The organism is Geothrix rubra, assembly GCF_030268065.1.
GTDB classification, from domain to species: domain Bacteria; phylum Acidobacteriota; class Holophagae; order Holophagales; family Holophagaceae; genus Geothrix; species Geothrix rubra.
On sequence record NZ_BSDD01000003.1, the window covers coordinates 345,852 to 362,692 of the forward strand.

Annotated in this window: 16 protein-coding genes; 6 read left to right on the forward strand and 10 right to left on the reverse strand. The window is 67.9% G+C overall.

What is annotated here, in order from left to right; genetic code table 11:
* The first annotated feature begins 25 nt into the window (after positions 1-25).
* Positions 26-2,101 carry a M13 family metallopeptidase gene (locus QSJ33_RS09655; protein ID WP_285725026.1) on the forward strand — a complete coding sequence of 692 codons (2,076 nt, stop codon included), beginning with the start codon at positions 26-28 and terminating at the stop codon, positions 2,099-2,101.
* 190 nt (positions 2,102-2,291) lie between these two features.
* Here the strand turns inward: QSJ33_RS09655 and QSJ33_RS09660 are convergent, their stop codons facing one another.
* The 10 genes from QSJ33_RS09660 to QSJ33_RS09705 form a co-directional block, all read right to left on the reverse strand.
* Positions 2,292-3,614: a two-component system sensor histidine kinase NtrB gene (locus QSJ33_RS09660; protein ID WP_285725028.1), complete on the reverse strand. Its 1,323-nt coding sequence runs from the start codon at positions 3,612-3,614 to the stop codon at positions 2,292-2,294.
* A complete protein-coding gene (locus QSJ33_RS09665) occupies positions 3,607-6,762 on the reverse strand; it encodes a chemotaxis protein CheB (RefSeq protein WP_285725030.1) in 3,156 nt (1,051 codons plus the stop codon). The genes QSJ33_RS09660 and QSJ33_RS09665 overlap by 8 nt, the downstream gene beginning before the upstream one ends.
* Before the next feature lie 471 nt (positions 6,763-7,233).
* Entirely contained in the window at positions 7,234-7,920 is a 687-nt protein-coding gene (locus QSJ33_RS09670; RefSeq protein WP_285725032.1) for a hypothetical protein, read from the reverse strand.
* Positions 7,921-8,443: 523 nt separating this feature from the next.
* Positions 8,444-9,313, reverse strand: coding sequence for an alpha/beta fold hydrolase (locus tag QSJ33_RS09675; RefSeq protein WP_285725036.1), 870 nt, complete (start codon positions 9,311-9,313; stop codon positions 8,444-8,446).
* Positions 9,314-9,349: 36 nt separating this feature from the next.
* On the reverse strand, positions 9,350-9,847 hold the full coding sequence (dps, locus tag QSJ33_RS09680) for a DNA starvation/stationary phase protection protein Dps (protein ID WP_285725038.1): 498 nt from the start codon (positions 9,845-9,847) through the stop codon (positions 9,350-9,352).
* 91 nt (positions 9,848-9,938) lie between these two features.
* Positions 9,939-10,181 carry a YtxH domain-containing protein gene (locus QSJ33_RS09685; RefSeq protein ID WP_285725040.1) on the reverse strand — a complete coding sequence of 81 codons (243 nt, stop codon included), beginning with the start codon at positions 10,179-10,181 and terminating at the stop codon, positions 9,939-9,941.
* Between the two features lie 207 nt (positions 10,182-10,388).
* A complete protein-coding gene (locus tag QSJ33_RS09690; protein WP_285725042.1) occupies positions 10,389-10,538 on the reverse strand; it encodes a lmo0937 family membrane protein in 150 nt (49 codons plus the stop codon).
* A gap of 46 nt (positions 10,539-10,584) precedes the next feature.
* Positions 10,585-10,872: a sll1863 family stress response protein gene (locus tag QSJ33_RS09695; protein ID WP_285725045.1), complete on the reverse strand. Its 288-nt coding sequence runs from the start codon at positions 10,870-10,872 to the stop codon at positions 10,585-10,587.
* Between the two features lie 228 nt (positions 10,873-11,100).
* Positions 11,101-11,871, reverse strand: coding sequence for a BON domain-containing protein (locus tag QSJ33_RS09700; RefSeq protein WP_285725047.1), 771 nt, complete (start codon positions 11,869-11,871; stop codon positions 11,101-11,103).
* 204 nt (positions 11,872-12,075) lie between these two features.
* The gene (locus QSJ33_RS09705; protein WP_285725049.1) at positions 12,076-12,429 is read right to left on the reverse strand and encodes a hypothetical protein; all 354 of its coding nucleotides are present in this window, start codon (positions 12,427-12,429) and stop codon (positions 12,076-12,078) included.
* Between the two features lie 438 nt (positions 12,430-12,867).
* Here QSJ33_RS09705 and QSJ33_RS09710 point away from each other — a divergent pair, with 438 nt between their 5' ends.
* The 5 genes from QSJ33_RS09710 (at position 12,868) to QSJ33_RS09730 (ending at position 16,777) form a co-directional block, all read left to right on the forward strand.
* Positions 12,868-14,556, forward strand: a complete 1,689-nt coding sequence (locus QSJ33_RS09710; protein ID WP_285725051.1) for a sigma-54-dependent Fis family transcriptional regulator — start codon at positions 12,868-12,870, stop codon at positions 14,554-14,556.
* Positions 14,557-14,635: 79 nt separating this feature from the next.
* On the forward strand, positions 14,636-15,094 hold the full coding sequence (locus QSJ33_RS09715) for an SRPBCC family protein (RefSeq protein ID WP_285725053.1): 459 nt from the start codon (positions 14,636-14,638) through the stop codon (positions 15,092-15,094).
* Positions 15,081-15,425 (forward strand): ArsR/SmtB family transcription factor, encoded by a 345-nt coding sequence (locus QSJ33_RS09720; protein WP_285725054.1) that lies wholly within the window; start codon positions 15,081-15,083, stop codon positions 15,423-15,425. Before QSJ33_RS09715 ends, QSJ33_RS09720 begins: the two co-directional genes overlap by 14 nt.
* A 105-nt stretch (positions 15,426-15,530) precedes the next feature.
* On the forward strand, positions 15,531-15,986 hold the full coding sequence (locus QSJ33_RS09725; RefSeq protein ID WP_285725057.1) for a DinB family protein: 456 nt from the start codon (positions 15,531-15,533) through the stop codon (positions 15,984-15,986).
* 56 nt (positions 15,987-16,042) lie between these two features.
* Positions 16,043-16,777 carry an NADPH-dependent F420 reductase gene (locus QSJ33_RS09730; protein ID WP_420801392.1) on the forward strand — a complete coding sequence of 245 codons (735 nt, stop codon included), beginning with the start codon at positions 16,043-16,045 and terminating at the stop codon, positions 16,775-16,777.
* The last annotated feature ends 64 nt before the right edge of the window (positions 16,778-16,841 follow it).

The window sequence follows — 16,841 nt, forward strand, 5'->3', positions numbered from 1 at the left end:
CCCGCGAGCCTCTCCGGGAGTCCCCATGTCCCCGCGCCATCCCTGGAACGCGTCCCTCCTCGCCCTGGCCCTGGTGGCCGGACCCCTGGCCGCCGGCGCGCCCGCCGCCGCCCCGGCCAAGGCGGCCACCCCCGGCCTCGACCTCGCCGGCATGGACCGCACCGTGAAACCGGGCGACGACTTCTTCGCCTACACCAACGGAACCTGGTTCAAGCACACCGTCATCCCGCCGGACCGCAGCGCCGACGGCCCCTTCGCCCACCTCTTCGACCTCACGAACCGCCGCACCGGCGGGATCATCCTCGCCGCGGCGAAGGCCAAGGCCCCCGAGGGCACCGAGCTGCGGAAGATCGGCGACTACTACCGCGCCTTCCTGGACACCGCCGCCATCGAGCAGGCGGGCCTGAAGCCCATCCAGCCGCTCCTGGCGCAGGTCCAGGCCCTCGGCGACCGGAAGGCCCTCTCCGCCTTCCTGGGCGGCACCCTGCGGGCCGACGTGGACGCCATCAACGCCACGAACCTCTACACCGACAACCTGTTCGGCCTGTGGGTGGCCCAGGACCTGAACGATCCCAGCCACTACTCGGCCTTCCTGCTCCAGGGCGGCCTGGGCATGCCCGACCGGGACTACTACCTGGATCCCTCGCCCCGCATGCAGGCCGTCCGCGACCAGTACCGGGCCCACATCGCCCGGGTGCTGGCCCTGGCCGGCGAGAAGGACGCGGAAGCCAAGGCCGCCCGCGTCCTGGATCTGGAGCACCGCATCGCCGAGGCCCACGCCACCCGCGAGGACTCGGAGGAGGTGAAGAAGGGCGACAACCCCTGGAGCCGCGCGGACTTCACGACGAAGGCCCCGGGCATGGACTGGGAGGCCTTCTTCGCCGCCGCGGGCCTCGGGGCCCAGCAGACCTTCGTGGCCTGGCAGCCGGGTGCCGTCACCGGGCTCTCCGCCCTGGTGGCCGGCCAGCCCCTGGAGACCTGGAAGGACTACCTCGCCTTCCACGCCCTGGACCACCACGCCGCCGTGCTGCCCAAGGCCTTCGGCGACGAGGCCTTCGCCTTCTACGGCAAGGTCATCCAGGGCACGCCGCAGCAGCGGGACCGCCAGAAGCGGGCCGTGGACGCCACCAACGCCGCCCTGGGCGATGCCGTGGGCCGCCGCTACGCCGAGAAGTACTTCCCCGCCGCCGACAAGGCCCGGGCCCAGGCCATGGTGCAGAACATCCTGGCGGCCTTCCGGGCGCGCATCGACCAACTCGACTGGATGGCCCCCGAGACGAAGGCCAAGGCCAAGGCCAAGCTGGCCGTGCTGAAGGTGGGCGTGGGCTACCCCGACCGCTGGGAGGACTACGGCGCCCTCGAGATCAAGGCCGGGGACGCCTTCGGCAACGAGGACCGGGCCGAGCGGTTCCAGCTCCACCAGGCCGTCGCCAAGCTGGGCCGGCCCGTGGACCGCGGCGAGTGGGTGATGACGCCCCAGACCGTCAACGCCGTGAACCTGCCCGTGATGAACGCCCTGAACTTCCCGGCGGCCATCCTGCAGCCCCCCTTCTACGATCCGAAGCGGCCCGAGGCCATGAACTACGGCTCCATCGGCGCGGTCATCGGCCACGAGATCAGCCACAGCTTCGACAACCAGGGCGCCCTCTTCGACGACCAGGGCCGCCTGAAGAACTGGTGGACCGAGAAGGACTTCGCCCACTTCGAGGCCTCGGCGGACCAGCTGGCCCGGCAGTTCGACGCCTACCGGCCCTTCCCCGACGCCCACGTGAACGGCAAGCTCACCCTCGGCGAGAACATCGCCGACGTGGCGGGCCTCGCCGCCGCCCTGGACGCCTACCACCTGTCCCTGAAGGGCAAGGCTGCGCCGACGGTGGGCGGGTTCACCGGCGACCAGCAGTTCTTCATCGCCTTCGGCCAGAGCTGGCGCACCAAGATGCGCGAGGCCGCCCTGCGCCAGCGCCTGCTCGCCGACGGCCACGCCCCCGCCGAGTACCGCGCCGACACTGTGCGCAACCTCGATGCCTGGTACGCCGCCTTCGCCGTCAAGCCCGGCGAGAAGCTCTACCTGGCGCCCAAGGACCGCGTGAAGATCTGGTAGAGCCCCGCCGGAACCCCGTCCGCGCCTTCCGAGCCGGGAGGCGCGGACGCTTTCCGGCCCGGCGTCGCCTGCCCCACCACCGGGGCCCGCTCCCCCGGAAGGGCGGGTCAGGCCGGAGCGGCTACCGAGGCGAATCCCCTGATCAGACCCGGGGATCCTCCTGGCCTGGACTGCAAACCGGACGAGGTCTTCAAGCCATTGCAGGCAGGAAGATCTTGAAGGAGGCGCCGCTCCCCGGCTCGCTCCGCACGCAGATCCCGCCGCCGTGGCTGCTGAGGATGCCGATCACGGCGGCCAGGCCAAGGCCGCGGCCGGCGAACTTGGTCGAGAAGAAGGGGTCGAAGGCCCGCTCCGCCACCTCGGGGGTCATGCCCAGCCCCGTGTCCATCACCTCCACGGTGACATAGCGTCCCGGCGCCATGGGCAGGACCGATAGTCCGGACCGGGTGGTGGCCTCGACGATCGCCTCCGATCGCGTCAGGACGTTGATCACGCCCTCCCCGCCCTCCGGGATCGCCTCCAGGGCGTTCATGACCAGGTTCATCAGGATCTGGAAGATCTTGGTGGAGTCTCCCACCACGGAGGGAAGGCCCTCCCCCAGGTCACAGTCGATGCGCACATTCCCGGGGACGGAGGCCGAGATGATCTGGAGGATTTCGTTGACGACGACGTTGATGTCCACCTGCCGGGGGATGATCTTCTCGTTTCCCGCATAGGACAGGAGCTGCTGGGTGAGATCCGCGGCCTTCAGGGAGGCCTTCTCGATGGCCTCGAAGTAGGGTGCCAGCCGAGCCTCCGGGCCCGCCACCATGAGGGCCAGGTTCGCGTTGCCCAGGATGACCGTGAGGAGGTTGTTGAAATCATGGGCTACGCCTCCCGCGAGGAGGCCCACCGTCTTGAGCTTCTCGACCTGCTGAAGCTGCTCTTCGAGTTTGGCCTTCAATGCCTCCGCCGCCTTGCGCTCGGTGATGTCGCTCACCACGACCCGGTCCACGGGCGCCTGCTCGTCCTCCTGCCCATGGCCCGAGAACGAATCGCGGGCGGAGGTGGCCGCCAGATGCGCCCAGAAGACCGATCCGTCCGCCTTCACCATCCGCAGGTCGCACGCATAGGGTTTTCCCGTTTCGAGGAACCGCTTGCGCTGGAGGTAGTAGGTGTCCTGGTCCTCCTTGTGGATGAACCGCGTGATCGGCTGCTTGACGAGAGAGGCCCTGGGGACCCCCAGCAGGGCCACGGCGGTGAAGTTCGCTTCCACGATCAGCCCTTCCGTGGAGACGACAAAATAGCCCACGGGCGCCAGGTCATAGAGGTCGAAATAGCGCGCTCGGGCCGTGTCGAGCTCGGCCTGCACGCGATTCAGCTCCTCGTTCTGCATCTCCAGTTCGATCTGGTGCACGCGGAGTTCGTGGAGGCTCTGGCGCATGTCCCGTGGGGAGATCACCTCATGGTGGTCGTCCACCAGGACGCCCTTCCCGTTGGCGATCTCCTCGGCTCGCCAGCGCAGCTCAGCCATTTTCCGGGATGCTTCCTGCTTCCTTTTCATCGGGCACCTCCCTCGATTCCCTGCGACGTGCCGCCGCCGCCTGGGCGGACGATCCACCTGGCATGGGGTCCGGAATGCCCCTGCTCAGGCCGAACCACTTCACGATCTGCCCCGCGGGGTTGCGCAGGGGGGTCACGCGTGTGTCGAACCACTTGAAGTCCCCGCCGTGATGGCACAGGCGGAATTCGGCCGTGAAGGGCTCCCCCGTCGCCACGGCCGTGTCCCACGCCGCCTTCAGCGCGCCCCGGTCCTCCGGGTGGACCTGGTCCAGCCAGCTGGAACCCAGCCGATGGGACTCCGGAATCCCCGCGTACTCGATCCACTGGGGACTGAGGTAGTCGTAGAGGCCATCGGGTCGGCACATCCAGAGGAGCTGCGGCAGGGACCCGGCCAGCTCCCGGAAGAGGGATTCGCTCTCCTGCAGCGCCGCCCGGATCCCCTTCATGTCCGTGATGTCGACGAACGTGAGGACCGCTCCCTCGATCACGTTGTCCAGCGTCCGGTAGAGCTGGATGCGCATCGTGTACCACCTGCCGTCCAGCGTCTGGACTTCCCGCTCCTTCGTGACCAGCGTGTCCAGCACTTCCTGCACGTCCGCCACGAGCTGTTCGCACCCCACCAGGTTCGACACGATGTGGCCGACCGGGCGGCCCACATCGCCGAGGATCAGGTTGATGATCCGCGTGGCGGCGGGTGTGAAGCGCAGGATGCGCAGCTGGTGGTCCACGAAGATGGTGCCGATGCCAGTGCCGGCCAGCAGGTTGTTCATGTCGTTGTTGGCCCGGGTGAGGTCGGCCACCTTCATCTGCAGCTCCGAATTGACCGTCGCCAGCTCCTCGTTCACGGACTGCAGCTCCTCCTTCGAGGTCTCCAGCTCCTCGTTGGTCGATTGCAGCTCCTCGTTCACCGACTGCATCTCCTCGTTGGAGGACTTCAGCTCCTCGTTGGCCGTCTCCAGTTCCTCGTTCGAGGCCTTGAGGTACTCCTCCTTGGCCTGCAGCTCCTGCTTGAGGGCCTCGACCCGGGCCTCGGTCTCCGTCGAGGAGCCGCCGTCCCCCGGGGAAGGACCAAGTCCCGCAGCCTCCGCAGGCAGGGGCTCATCCAGGATGATCAGGTACAGGGGCACCCCGGACTTGGCGGCGGGTCCGTTCGTCACCGGGCTGGCCGTCAGGTTGACCCTGACGTGGCCGCCATTCGTCCTGATCGTGAGCCCCTGGCGGCGGACGACCGCATTCGAGCCCACCGCCTGATGGAGGGCGGTCGTCAGTTCCCGCCGCAACCCCTCCCGGGCCATCTTCAGGATGTTGTGGATCCCAGGCTCCCCGGGAGGAAGTTCCAGGTACTGGCCGGTGCGGCCGTGGAGGTAGAGGATGTCCCCCCGCCCGTTGACCAGCGCACCCGCGGGCACGGCCTGCCGGAGCAGCGCCTGTTCGGCCAGCTCCCGCAGGGGTTGCTTCCCGGAAGGACCGGCACTGCCCGCGATGTGCGGGAGGGGGGTGTCCATGCCGACGGCGGTCGGGTGGATCCGGGTCAGGGTCGCGAGGTGCCCGCCCTGGGCAGCATCCCTCCGCTGGTACAACTTGGCCTTGCGATCCAGCACGACGAACAGGTCGCCGAATTCTCCCACGGTCTCCGAGGTCCCCTGGAACAGGAATCCACCGGGATTCAGCGCGTAGTGGAAGAGGGGAATCAGCTTCTTCTGCAGCTCCCCTCCCATGTAGATGAGGAGGTTGCGGCAGCTGATCAGGTCGAGCTTCGAGAAGGGCGGGTCCTTGATCAGGTCCTGCTCGGAGAAGACCAGCATGTCCCGGATGGCCTTGTGGATGCGGTAGTAGCCGCCATCGGGCTCGGCCGTGAAGAAGCGCGACAGCCGCTCCGGCGTCAGGTCGGTGGCGATGCTGGCCGGGAACACGCCTGCCCGGGCCGAGGCGATCGACTGGCCGTCGAGGTCGGTGGCGAAGATCTGCACCGGGAAGCTCTGCTTCAGGGCATCCATCCCCTCCCGCAGCAGGATCGCGAGGGAATAGGCCTCCTCGCCGGTGGAGCAGCCCGCCGACCAGATGCGGACCGGGCTGCCCTCGGATTTGCCCGCCAGGATCCTGGGGATGACCTGTTCCCCGAGCGCCTTGAAGGCGGCTGGATCCCGGAAGAAGCTCGTCACCCCGATCAGCAGGTCGCGGAAGAGCGCCCCCCCTTCCGTTGGCGTGCTGTGGAGGTACTTCAGGTAGCCCTCCATGGTGTCGATCTGGTGGATGGCCATCCGCCGCTCGATGCGCCGCTGGATGGTGCTGGGCTTGTAGTTGGAGAAATCGTGGCCCGTCTGCGCCCGCAGCAGGACGAAGACCTTGTTCAGGGCGTTCTCCGACTTCGGCGGGGCCGCCGAAGCCGCGCGAGGGGGCTTGCCGAAGGCGTGGGCCACGTAGCCGATCAGCTGGGCGGCCATCTCGGCTGGCGGAAGTTCATAGTCCACCAGGCCCGTGCCGATGGCGCTTCGCGGCATGCCGTCGTACTCGGTGGAGCCGGGGTTCTGGGCCATGACCATGCCACCCTCGCCCTTGATGGCCCGGACGCCCATGGTGCCATCGCTGCCGGTGCCGGAGAGCACGATGCCGATGGCCCGCTCGCGCTGGTCCTGGGCCAGGGAGCGGAAGAAGAAGTCGATGGGCAGCCGCTGGCCGCGCGGAGCGCCCGGCTCCATCAACTGCAGGGTGCCATGCAGGAAGGCCATGTCCTTGTTGGGCGGGATGATGTAGATGCAGTTCGGCTTGACGGACATCCCGTCCTCGACCTCGAAGACCTGCATGCGGGTGCAGCGCCTGATGAGGTCGGTGAGGATGCTCGCATGGTCCGGGGCGAGGTGCTGGACCAGGACGAAGGCCATGCCTGGGTCGGTTTCAGCCGGCATGCCGGAGAAGAAGGCCTCGAAGGCGGCCAATCCCCCGGCCGAGGCCCCGATGCCGACAATGGGGAGCGGGACATCCCGCCTTCCGCCCGACCGTCGGCCCCGCTTGTCCAGGGCGGCAGGATCGGCTTCCGGAACAGCTCCCTGGGGCTCGGCCGCGTCGACCGCCGGCGCCTGGATCGCCTGTTCCTTGGGGTCCTTTCTCTTTCCTGCCATGGTGTCCGTCCCCTCCTCGATCCGAACGGCGCCTGTGCCGCTTCCCTTCCATGCCTCCGGTCCGGGTCACCCGCGACAACCGCCGCGCGGGTGCGAGCCGGGCGTCGCTCAGGGGGCGGGGGGTCTCCCCCTGAGGCTGGCTCCCAGCCGATGGGGCTGTTCCTCCGGAAGGTCGCGCCGCTCGGACATGAGGCTGACCTCGCATCCGTACTCGGCGAGGTGCCGTGCCACTTGCCCCGCCCGCTCACGCGGGGCCCCGCGGGGCACACCCGTCAGCTTCGATCCGATCTCATCTGGCTTGTGCATGGGGGCCTCGATTCGGGAGGGACTGGATGGCTCCGGCCCCGTACCTCCCGGGAGACGGCCCCCTGTCGGGGCCGACTCCCATGAAGGCAGAACGCTGTGGATCCCCGGGGCTGTGGGGGCCAGACCCGGGCAGGTTGGGAAGGATCACAGTCCCGGGGATCACGGTCAGTTCATCCGGATGGAGACTGAAACGGCGATGCGGTCCATGGGGTGCTGGTGGTTGTAGAGGTAGTAGCCATCCCCAGCGTAGTCGATATACACATCGTCGTCGTCGTACCAGGTGTCGGACCAGTATTCAGGCCAGGGATCCAGGACACTGAACCAGAACCCGCCGAACTGGAAGCGCGGGTGCCCCTCGAACACGATCAGGGGCTGGCTGTAGATGCGGAAGACACGGCTCGGACCGAAATGGGATCGATACCGATCCTCAGGAATGCGGTAGCCCTGGTATCCCCCGCGCTGCTGCCAGCTCCGGTGCTCGACGCGCCAGTCCAGTGCTCGATGTCCCTGCCAGATGCCCCGGCGCTCCGCCACGGGCCCACGGGGCTCCGGCCGAGGCGGCCGCTGGGCCCGGCGCTCGTGCCGCTGGTCCCGCTGGCGGGCGGCCTGCTGCTGCTGGTCCCGCTGCCGGTCGGCCTGCGCCCGCCTGGCATCCTCCTGCCGCTGGCGCGGCTGCTCCTGTGGGTTCCGGTCGGAAGGCTCCCTGGGTGGCCGCGCCGGCCGGGCCTCTTCTCTCTTCGCCTTCTGGGGCTTGTCCTCCCGTTCCTGCCGATCCCGCTGCCCATAGGCGGGAATGACCGCCCAGAGGAGCAGCGGCAGCATTCCCGCACGGATGAGCTCGACTCGTTTCATGTGAGATTCCTCCCTGACAGACCTTCCATGTGTCCCTCCCGGATGCCGCTCAGGTGCCGGTGACCAGGGCCTTCAGGGCCCGCTCCTCCAGGGCGTGCTGGCGCCGGATTTGGCGCTTCAGGAGGCTTCGGGGCGGCCCCGGGTCCTGGCGTCCCATGCTTCCGAGCCATGGGCGATCCCGATGGATATGGCGGCCATCATGGCCGATCCGCGCGGATGGCCGCTGTTCCGGGGTATGCCGGTGTTGCGCAGGCCTGCTGCAGAGGCACCCCGTCCATCGGCCGCCCCCACGCCCTCCCTGGCTCGGACGTCCCGGCCCGCCGTCGGGCTGGACACGGCGCGGGAGCCGGTGGCGGGAATGGCGGAAGAGGCTGACCCTGGGGGTACGCCCCAGGACGCGCCCGGCCGGCCCCGGCCCGCCCGGCGGCCGCCGGCGAAATCGGAACCGACGCGCGGGGACTCCGCGAGGTGCCTGCCTGCATCGCGGTGGGAATCGCAGATCCCGGTTGCGCTCGAGCAAGGTTCATCCTCCTTTGGATTCAGGCGACACGCCGACCAGCTCGGCGGGCTGGTCCTGGGTCGAATCGAAGGGGCCGGCATCCATCCCGGCCCCCGGCCTGGCCAGCCAGTCCCGCAACGCCTCGTTGAAGGCCTCCGGCTGCTCGAAGGCCACGAGATGACCAGCGCGAGGGATGAGCTTCAGCTGGGCGCCGGGGATGGCCTTCGCCAGGGCCTCGGATTCGAGGGTGGGGATGATGGCATCGTCCTCCCCCGCGATCACCAGGGTCGGCACCCGGATTCCCCCCAGCCACTCCCGCGCATCAGGCCGCTCGGCCATTCCCAGGAGGGCGCCGACGACCCCATCAGGCCGGGAGGATGCCATGAGATGCCGCACGGCCTGGGCCATGGCGGCGTCGGTGTTGGCGGCGGAAAGCATCTTCGGCGCCATGGCCTCCACCAGGCTCTGGGTGCCCTCGGTCCCGACCTTCGCCGCGGCCTCGCGGCGCGCGGCAGCAGCTTCAGGCGAGTCCGCACCGGCCTTCGTGCCCACCAGCACCAGCCCTCTGACGGCCTTGGGGAAGGCCCTCGCGAAAGCCAGGGCCACGTAGCCGCCCATGGAATGGCCCAGGAGGATGACGGAGGGCGCATTCAGCTGCTGGACCAGGGCCCCGAGATCCTCCGCGTAGCGGCTCATCGGCACGGGACCGGGCAAGGCCCCGCTCCTTCCGAACCCCCGCAGGTCCGGCACGATGACCCGACAATTCGACCGGAAGGCCCCCACCTGGCCGGCCCACGCACCGCCGTTCAGCGGGAATCCGTGGACGAACAGCAACGGGAGGCCCTTGCCCAGGTCCGTGTAGGCGATCTGGATTCCATTCAGGTTGGCACGCATGGCTGACCTCCACCTCCTTCCTGGACCATGGGCTTGTCAGGCATGGACAACCTCATGGGGTTTCGAGACTTCCTGGTGCGCCTGCAGCATCCAGAGCGCCTTGTCCATGGCGCGGCTGATGCTCGTATAGAGATCGGCCGTATCCGGATCGCCGAGCTCGCTGGCCTCCTGGACCGCATGCCGGGTGTGCCGCGTGTAGTTCCGGTAGCGGTCCACCATGGCCTCGACGTGCAGCCTGCTGTCCCGCGCGTCGAGGGGGTACTCGTCGAGGCGGGAGACCCGGGCCGCGGCCCGGATCGTTCCGAGGGCCTGGCCGCCCATGCTGACCGCGCGTTCCGCGAGGTCGTCCCCGAAGGCGGTCAGCTGCACGTACAGCGAGTCGAACAGCAGGTGCAGCCCATAGAAGTTCGGACCCTTCACGTTCCAGTGGGCCTGTTTGGTCTGGTACGCGAGATCCAGCGTGTCGGCCAGGGACTGGTTCAGCAGCTCGACCAGGTGCTTCGTCGTCTTGGAATCGAACATCATCTTGCTCATCAGGAGTTCCTCCAATAAGGGACGACCAGAGGCGAGTCAGATGACCATGACCCCCGCCACCGGCCAGACTTGGGCCCGGGCCTCCGCCCGTTCAGCCCCGCAGGTGGTCCGCCGCATCCGACAATCCGCGCGAGAGATCGCTCGAGGCCAGCACGGTGCGCTCCCGAAGACCGTCCCAGGCCGTTCCGGCCGCATCAGCCAGGTTTCCCGCCTCCCGCTTGGCGCGGCGCGCGAGATCCTTGAGGTCCCCACGGAGTTCGGGTCCTGATTTGGGAGTGGTCAGGGCGATGATGATCCCCCCGACAGCGGCGCCTGCGATGAAGGTCATCAGCATGGGCATCATGGAGGAAGGGTTTTCCTGGCTCATGGTCAGTACTCCTTTGGATGTTCCGGTTGGGATGCCCCGCGATCGGGGAAGGCCGGCACGATGCCGGTACCTGCGGGGTTGGCACTGGGATTCCACGGCGCCCGATCGGGGCCCCCGCGACCCTGCGGCCGGATGGGAAGGCCCCGTTCACCGGTTCGATGCCGGGGAGCAGGACTAGAGGGCCCGCCTGCCCTGGATGATCCGCACCAGGACAATGATGATGGCGAGCACGAGCAGCACATGGATGAAGCCGCCCAGGGTGTAGGCGCTGACGAGGCCCACTGCCCAGAGAACGATCAAGATCACCGCGATGGTCCATAACATAGAGCCCTCCTGGGCCAGGCCTGAGTACTTCCGAATGGATGGCGAATCATGGTTTTCCCGAAGATCCATGGAACATGCCCTCGATCTCGAGCCAGGACTGTTCGATCCCGGCCTTCAGGCTTTCCCATGTGTCGTCGCTGGCGACCTTCAGGCTGAGGAGGTGATTCTGGGCCTCGTCCCGTTTGCGCTGCAGGGCCTCCACAGCCAGGTCGGCCCCGGCCCCCGCAGCGACCTGTCCGGACTTGATGTTCGCCCTGAGGGCGTCGAGCTCGGCTGTCCGTCGCGCCAGTTCCGCTTCCAGCTTGTCTTCAAACGCTTTCCTGCTGTCCGGCATGGATCCCCCCTTGCGATGGCCTTCCGCACCTGGACGAGGCGCCCGGGAACGACGTGGGCGCGACGCCCAGCCGCGATGCGGATGTGGGTTCCCTTGCGCCTCGGCCGGCGTGCCGCAGCGACGGGGTCGCTGCGGGATTCCAGGCGCGGGTCCTCGGCTCGGGGCCCCTGTTCGATGCGGTCCCCGCCTGGACCCCTGGACGGGCCAGGGATCCAGGCGGGAAGGGCATCAGGACTTCGGGACGTACATCTTGTTGTTCACGTGCCTCACGCCCTTGATGTCCTCGGTGAGCTTGCCCACCAGGTCCTTCTCGGCGGCGTTCTGCGCCTCCCCGTGCAGGGTCACCACGCCATCCTTGGTGGTCACCTTCGTGGCCATGGCGTGGGTGGACTTGTGGAAGAGGAGGGTCGTCTTGACCTGGGCCGTGATGGAGGCGTCATCCACCTTCTCGGCCATGGTCTTGGGAGCCGGCTTGGCGGGCTTCTGCACGGTCATCTCGTTGCGGACCTGCATGACGCCGTCGATGTCGTTGACGTATTCGCTCGTCAGCTGCTTCTGCGCCTCGGAGTCCGCCTCTCCCCGGAGGGTGACGATGCCATCCTGGGTGGTCACCTCAGTCCCGGTGGCACTGACATTCCTGTGGAAGGCCAGTGCGGTCTTGACCTTCAGGGTGATCCAGCTGTCCGAATGTTCGGCGGGCTGTTCACCGGCCAGCGCGAGCTGGTTGTTCACGCTCTTCACCCCCGGCAGGCCGGCGACCGTCTCCTCCGCCAGGGTCTTGTGGTACTCCGTGGCCACGGTGCCCGTGAGCGTCACCACACCCTCCGAGGAAGCCACCTTGATGGCGTCATTCTTCAGGTAGGTCTTGAAGTTGTAGCTGTCCCTGGCCGTGGCCTCGATCCGGTCGTCCGGCTGGGAGGCCTGCACGATGCCTGCGCCCATGACCAGCGCGGCCGGGATCAGGATCGAGGCGTAGGAATTCAATTTGAAGGTTCGCATGGTTCATCCTCTTGTTCTGCCCCGTATGGGGCGACGTGGTGGGAGGGGATTGCAGCTGAACCCGCCCCGACCCGAGCCGGGCCAGGGAAGGCGTGGAAGCGATGGGCCATCCGGACACCGGGGGTTCCGAACACCCGGCGGCTCCGGATCGGCCGATCGCGACGGTTGAAACAGCGAAAGCGGGTCATGGGACGGATTCGCATGCTACTTCTTCATGGTTCGGGGATGGTGCAGCCCAGCCTTGGGCTGGTGCATCCCGGGCCGGGTCTCGTCCTCTTCGTCCGGTTTGGCGTCGCGCTTGGCAGCGTCAGCCCCGGTCTTCGGCAGGGCGTCCGTGGGCGGAGGGAGGTACAGGCCGGGCTTGGCCGTCTGCGGGTTCTGGGGCGGCCGGGCACCCTGGCTGGAAGGGGCGGGTTGGACCTCCCGGCCGGGCCTCGGGCTCAGCTCCGGCGTGGGACGCGGAAGCTCCGGATCCGGTTTGGGTTCCCCCACCGGGAGGGCGGGGTTGCGAACCTTGCCCATCTTCGGTTTCGGCTCAGGGTGGTGATGGATCGTCATGAAGGTCTCCTTTGCGGACGTGGCGAGGCCGCGACCGCGGATGGGCCCACGGCGTGGGCGTGAAAAGGAGCCGGGCTGGAGCCTGCCTGCAGGAGCATCCGGGGTGGACCCGCCGTCATCCGGGGGAGCCGCAGCCGTTCCAGGGATGCCGCGTCCTTCCGAAGGCGGGGAAGCGGCCTGGGGCCTCGATCGCCGGAAGGACTTCCCGGCTCGGGGACGGAAGGCGGCGTGACACCCACAGAAAAGCCACGCCGCGTGGCCAGCGTTCCTGCTCTCATGGTCGGGATCCTTTCCAGCACCTGGATGAAGCATTTTTTATTCCGAATCATAAATATATTTATTTTAATATATTTAAACGCAACCCGGCCGAGGACCGCCCTGGCTTTCCAGTCGGAATGACCTACCCTTCCATTCAGTTCGAAAGGAACGAGGCTCCGATTGGGAATTGATCAGCTGGATCATCGAGAGCTGCTGGAATTGGACTCGGAGGGCGGCTTGATCCGCTTCGCCGGGCAGCGTGCCCTGCTCATCGATGCCGTCGCGATGGGGCTTCTCCGGAAGTACCTGATCGAGAACTTCGGCCACACGGCCGCCCGCACCGTGCTCACCCAGTTCGGCTTCGCCCATGGCTGGCGCATGGCCGAGGCCATGCGCGCCGAGTTCAAGTGGGACAACGACCTGGAATGGCAGGAGGCCGGCATCCGGATCCACGCCCTCGAGGGCCTCTTCCGCGTCGATCCGCCAAACCAGGGCCCCCTCTCCAAGGAGGGCATGGTGGCCTTCGGGTCCTACGAGGCGGAGCAGCACCTCCTGCACTTCGGCCGATCGGACGTGCCGGTGTGCTGGACCCTCTGTGGGCTCCTCAGCGGGTACCAGAGCCGGAGCACGGGCCGGGAGATCTATGTCCTCGAGGACCGTTGCGTCTGCAAGGGACACGCCGCCTGCCATTTTTTCGGGAAGACGCGCGAGGAGTGGGGCGAGGAGAGGACCGCCGATCTCCGCTACTTCGTGCCCAGCCTCCTCAAGGAGTGCCTCGAAGTCTCGCTCCATCGGGTCACCGAATCCCTGAAGTCCTCCGAGCGGAAGCTCCGCGATCACCGGCGCATGCTCGTCCGGGTGGCGCGCGATGTCGAGGAACCGCTGGGGATCGTCGCCAGGAGTTCCAGGATGCGTCAGGTCGTGGACCTCGCCCGCCGGGTCGCCAAGGTCGATTCCACGGTCCTCATCACCGGCGAGAGCGGTTCCGGCAAGGAACGGGTGGCGCGGTTCATCCACGACGAGTCGATGCGCGCCTCAGGCCCCTTCATCGCCCTGAACTGCGGGGCCATCACCGAGACGCTGCTGGAGAGCGAACTCTTCGGGCATGCGCGGGGGGCCTTCTCCGGGGCGACCCAGGACCGGCCGGGCCTGTTCGAGGCGGCCAACCGCGGGACGCTGCTCCTCGACGAGGTCGGCGAGGTCTCCCCCGGCATGCAGGTCAAACTCCTGCGGGCCATCCAGGAACGGGAGATCCGGCGCGTCGGGGAGAACAAGAGCCGTCCGATCGATGTGCGGATCCTCGCCGCGACCAACCGGGACCTTGCCCTCGGCGTCACCTCGGGTGCCTTCCGGCAGGATCTCTACTACCGGCTCAAGGTCGTCGAGCTGCACGTGCCCCCCCTCCGCGAGCGCCTGGAGGACATCCTGCCGCTCGCCAGGGTCCTGCTCGCCGGCTCGGCCCTGGCCATGAAGCGCACCATCACGGGCATATCGCCGGTCGCGGCGGACCAGCTGATGCGCTACGCGTGGCCCGGCAACGTCCGCGAGCTCGAGAACACCATGGAACGCGCTGTCGCGCTGGCCCCTGGGGACCGGGTGGAACTCGAGGATCTTCCCGAGGAGATCCGCAACGCCTTCCCCATCCCTCTGCCCAGCATGGGCGCCGTGCGGCCACTCGATGAGATCGAGAAGGAGTACATCCTGTCCGCGCTCGATCTGAACGGCGGCAACCAGACCCGCACGGCCGAGCAGCTGCAGATCGGTTCGACGACGCTGTACCGCAGGCTCAAGAGCTATGGCGCAACCAGCGGAGAACGTGGAATCCGGAAGGTCCCCCTGCCGGAACCCGACCCGACGGCATCCCTCTAGGGCGCCCGCCCCGAAAAAAATGCAACCAGGGGGTTGCATCAATCTCCGAAGCGCTTAACATGCAACTCGGAGGTTGCCCATGACGGCATCAAGCACCGACAGCATCAGGAAGGAGATCCATCTCCGCGCCCCCCGGACCCGGGTCTGGAAGGCGCTGGCGGACGCGGACGAGTTCGGCACCTGGTTCGGGATGAAGCTGGAGGGGCGCTTCGTGCCCGGCCAGCCGGTCTTCGGGCGGATCACCCATCCGAACTACCAGCACATCCACCTGGAGATGCGGATCGAGCGCATGGAGCCCGAGTCCCTCTTCTCCTACCGGTGGCATCCCTACCCCATGGATGCGGCGAAGGACTATTCGCAGGAGCCCATGACCCTCGTGGAGTTCCGGCTCGAAGCGGCCGAGGGCGGCACCCTGCTCCGGGTGGTGGAGTCCGGCTTCGACCGGCTGCCGCCCGAGCGGCGCGACGAGGCCTTCCGCATGAACGAGGCCGGGTGGGCGGGCCAGCTGCCCCGGATCGAACGCCATGTCACGGCCTGAGGCCCTCTCCCCCGCGCGGCTGAAGGACGCGGCGCCGCTCTTCGCCGCGCTGGGGGACGCCACGCGCCTGGGCCTGCTCGTGAGCCTCTGCGCCAGCGGGCCGCTCACGGTCACTCGCCTGAGCGGCCAGTTCGACGTCTCCCGGCAGGCCATCACCAAGCACCTCGACGTGCTGGCCGAGGCGGGGCTCGTCACGAGCGCCCGCCAGGGACGGGAGCGCATCTGGACCTTCGAGCCCAAGCGCCTCGAGGACGCCCACCAGTACCTGGCGCGCCTCTCCCGGGAGTGGGACGTCGCCCTGGGCCGCCTCAAGGCCTTCGTCGAAGACTGATTCCCGACCGGCCCCGATGGCCCCGATAACCTGCACGAAGCGGGCGGAGCCCCGTCCGCCTTCCATCCCCAAACCGCGCCCCGGCGCCCCTCCCAAGGAGGATCCATGTCCCAGCCCTGGACCACGCTCTTCTCCCTCAACCGCCAGGTCCTGATGGCCCGGAACCTGGCCGACGTCACCCAGCGCCAGGCGGACCAGCCGCCGGCGCCCCACGTGAACAGCGTCACGTGGATCCTCACCCACCTGGTGGAGAACCGCCGCTGGCTCCTCGGGACCCTGAACCCGTCCGGCGAGCACCCGGCGGCGACCGGACCCCGGACGCTGGCGCAGCTCGAGGCGGCCATGGACGAGACGCAGGCGGCCCTGGCGGAGGCCTTCGACGCCGTCGCCGACTGGACCGAACCGCGGCTCCACCCCGCCATGCAGGCCGCCATGCCCCTGGACCAGATCGTGGGCACCTTCCTCATGGAGGAGGCCTACCACCTGGGCCAGATCGGCACGGCCCGGAAGCTCCTGGGCCTGCCCGGCGCGATGAAGGCGCCGGAGGCCGCCAAGGTCTAGCCGGAGGTCCCCGCCGCCGGCGCGGAGATGTCCCCGCCGATGCGGGCCACCCTTCCATCGACACGAGGAAAGAAGATATGACTCATCCCACGATTGGAATCATTGGCGCTGGGAGTATGGGAGGGGTCCTTGCGCACCACCTTGCCAAACTCGGCCATCCTGTCCTGATCGCGAACTCGAGGGGCCCTGAGAGCCTGGCGGCGTTCGCGGCCGATATCGGAGTGACGCCCGCTCCCGTGGCTGATGTCGCACATGCCGGAGACATCATCATCCTTGCGATTCCAACGAAGGCCGTCCCCAATCTTCCACCCGGGTTGTTTTCAGCTCTCCCTAGCAGCATTGTCGTCATCGATATCGGCAACTACCATCCCGAGCTCCGCGATGGCCGCATCCACGCGATAGACCAGGGGCTGCTCGACAGCCAGTGGGTCGCGCGGCAGATCGGCCATCCCGTGATCAAGGCATTCAACAATATCTTCGCCGGAAGCCTCGCCAGAAAGGGGGCTCCGAAGGGAACAAGGGGGCGGAAGGCCCTCTCGGTGTGCGGCGATTCTGCGGAAGCCAAGGCAACCGTACTCTGCCTCGTCGACGACCTCGGCTTCGATCCCGTCGATGGTGGCGCTCTGCACGACTCCTGGAGACAGCAGCCCGGAACGCCAGCCTACTGCAACGATCTTGACGCTGCCTCCCTCCGGCATGCACTCGCCGAGGCCGACCAGAGCCGAACCGTCCAATACCGCGCCGAACAGGAGGCTCGTATCAGGCGATCCTTGTCATGCAGCGAGGGATAACCGGACCGCTACGAACGGCGATCGCGGCGACAACCGGAAACGTCATCTGTTGACGCATCGGGCT

Bases quoted from the DNA above. Each gene is read 5' to 3' on its own strand.
- QSJ33_RS09655 (WP_285725026.1), top strand. From the start codon at position 26: ATGTCCCCGCGCCATCCCTGGAACGCGTCCCTCCTCGCCCTGGCCCTG.
- QSJ33_RS09660 (WP_285725028.1), bottom strand. From the start codon at position 3,614: ATGGCTGAGCTGCGCTGGCGAGCCGAGGAGATCGCCAACGGGAAGGGC.
- QSJ33_RS09665 (WP_285725030.1), bottom strand. From the start codon at position 6,762: ATGGCAGGAAAGAGAAAGGACCCCAAGGAACAGGCGATCCAGGCGCCG.
- QSJ33_RS09670 (WP_285725032.1), bottom strand. From the start codon at position 7,920: ATGAAACGAGTCGAGCTCATCCGTGCGGGAATGCTGCCGCTGCTCCTC.
- QSJ33_RS09675 (WP_285725036.1), bottom strand. From the start codon at position 9,313: ATGCGTGCCAACCTGAATGGAATCCAGATCGCCTACACGGACCTGGGC.
- dps (WP_285725038.1), bottom strand. From the start codon at position 9,847: ATGAGCAAGATGATGTTCGATTCCAAGACGACGAAGCACCTGGTCGAG.
- QSJ33_RS09685 (WP_285725040.1), bottom strand. From the start codon at position 10,181: ATGCTGATGACCTTCATCGCAGGCGCCGCTGTCGGGGGGATCATCATC.
- QSJ33_RS09690 (WP_285725042.1), bottom strand. From the start codon at position 10,538: ATGTTATGGACCATCGCGGTGATCTTGATCGTTCTCTGGGCAGTGGGC.
- QSJ33_RS09695 (WP_285725045.1), bottom strand. From the start codon at position 10,872: ATGCCGGACAGCAGGAAAGCGTTTGAAGACAAGCTGGAAGCGGAACTG.
- QSJ33_RS09700 (WP_285725047.1), bottom strand. From the start codon at position 11,871: ATGCGAACCTTCAAATTGAATTCCTACGCCTCGATCCTGATCCCGGCC.
- QSJ33_RS09705 (WP_285725049.1), bottom strand. From the start codon at position 12,429: ATGACGATCCATCACCACCCTGAGCCGAAACCGAAGATGGGCAAGGTT.
- QSJ33_RS09715 (WP_285725053.1), top strand. From the start codon at position 14,636: ATGACGGCATCAAGCACCGACAGCATCAGGAAGGAGATCCATCTCCGC.
- QSJ33_RS09720 (WP_285725054.1), top strand. From the start codon at position 15,081: ATGTCACGGCCTGAGGCCCTCTCCCCCGCGCGGCTGAAGGACGCGGCG.
- QSJ33_RS09725 (WP_285725057.1), top strand. From the start codon at position 15,531: ATGTCCCAGCCCTGGACCACGCTCTTCTCCCTCAACCGCCAGGTCCTG.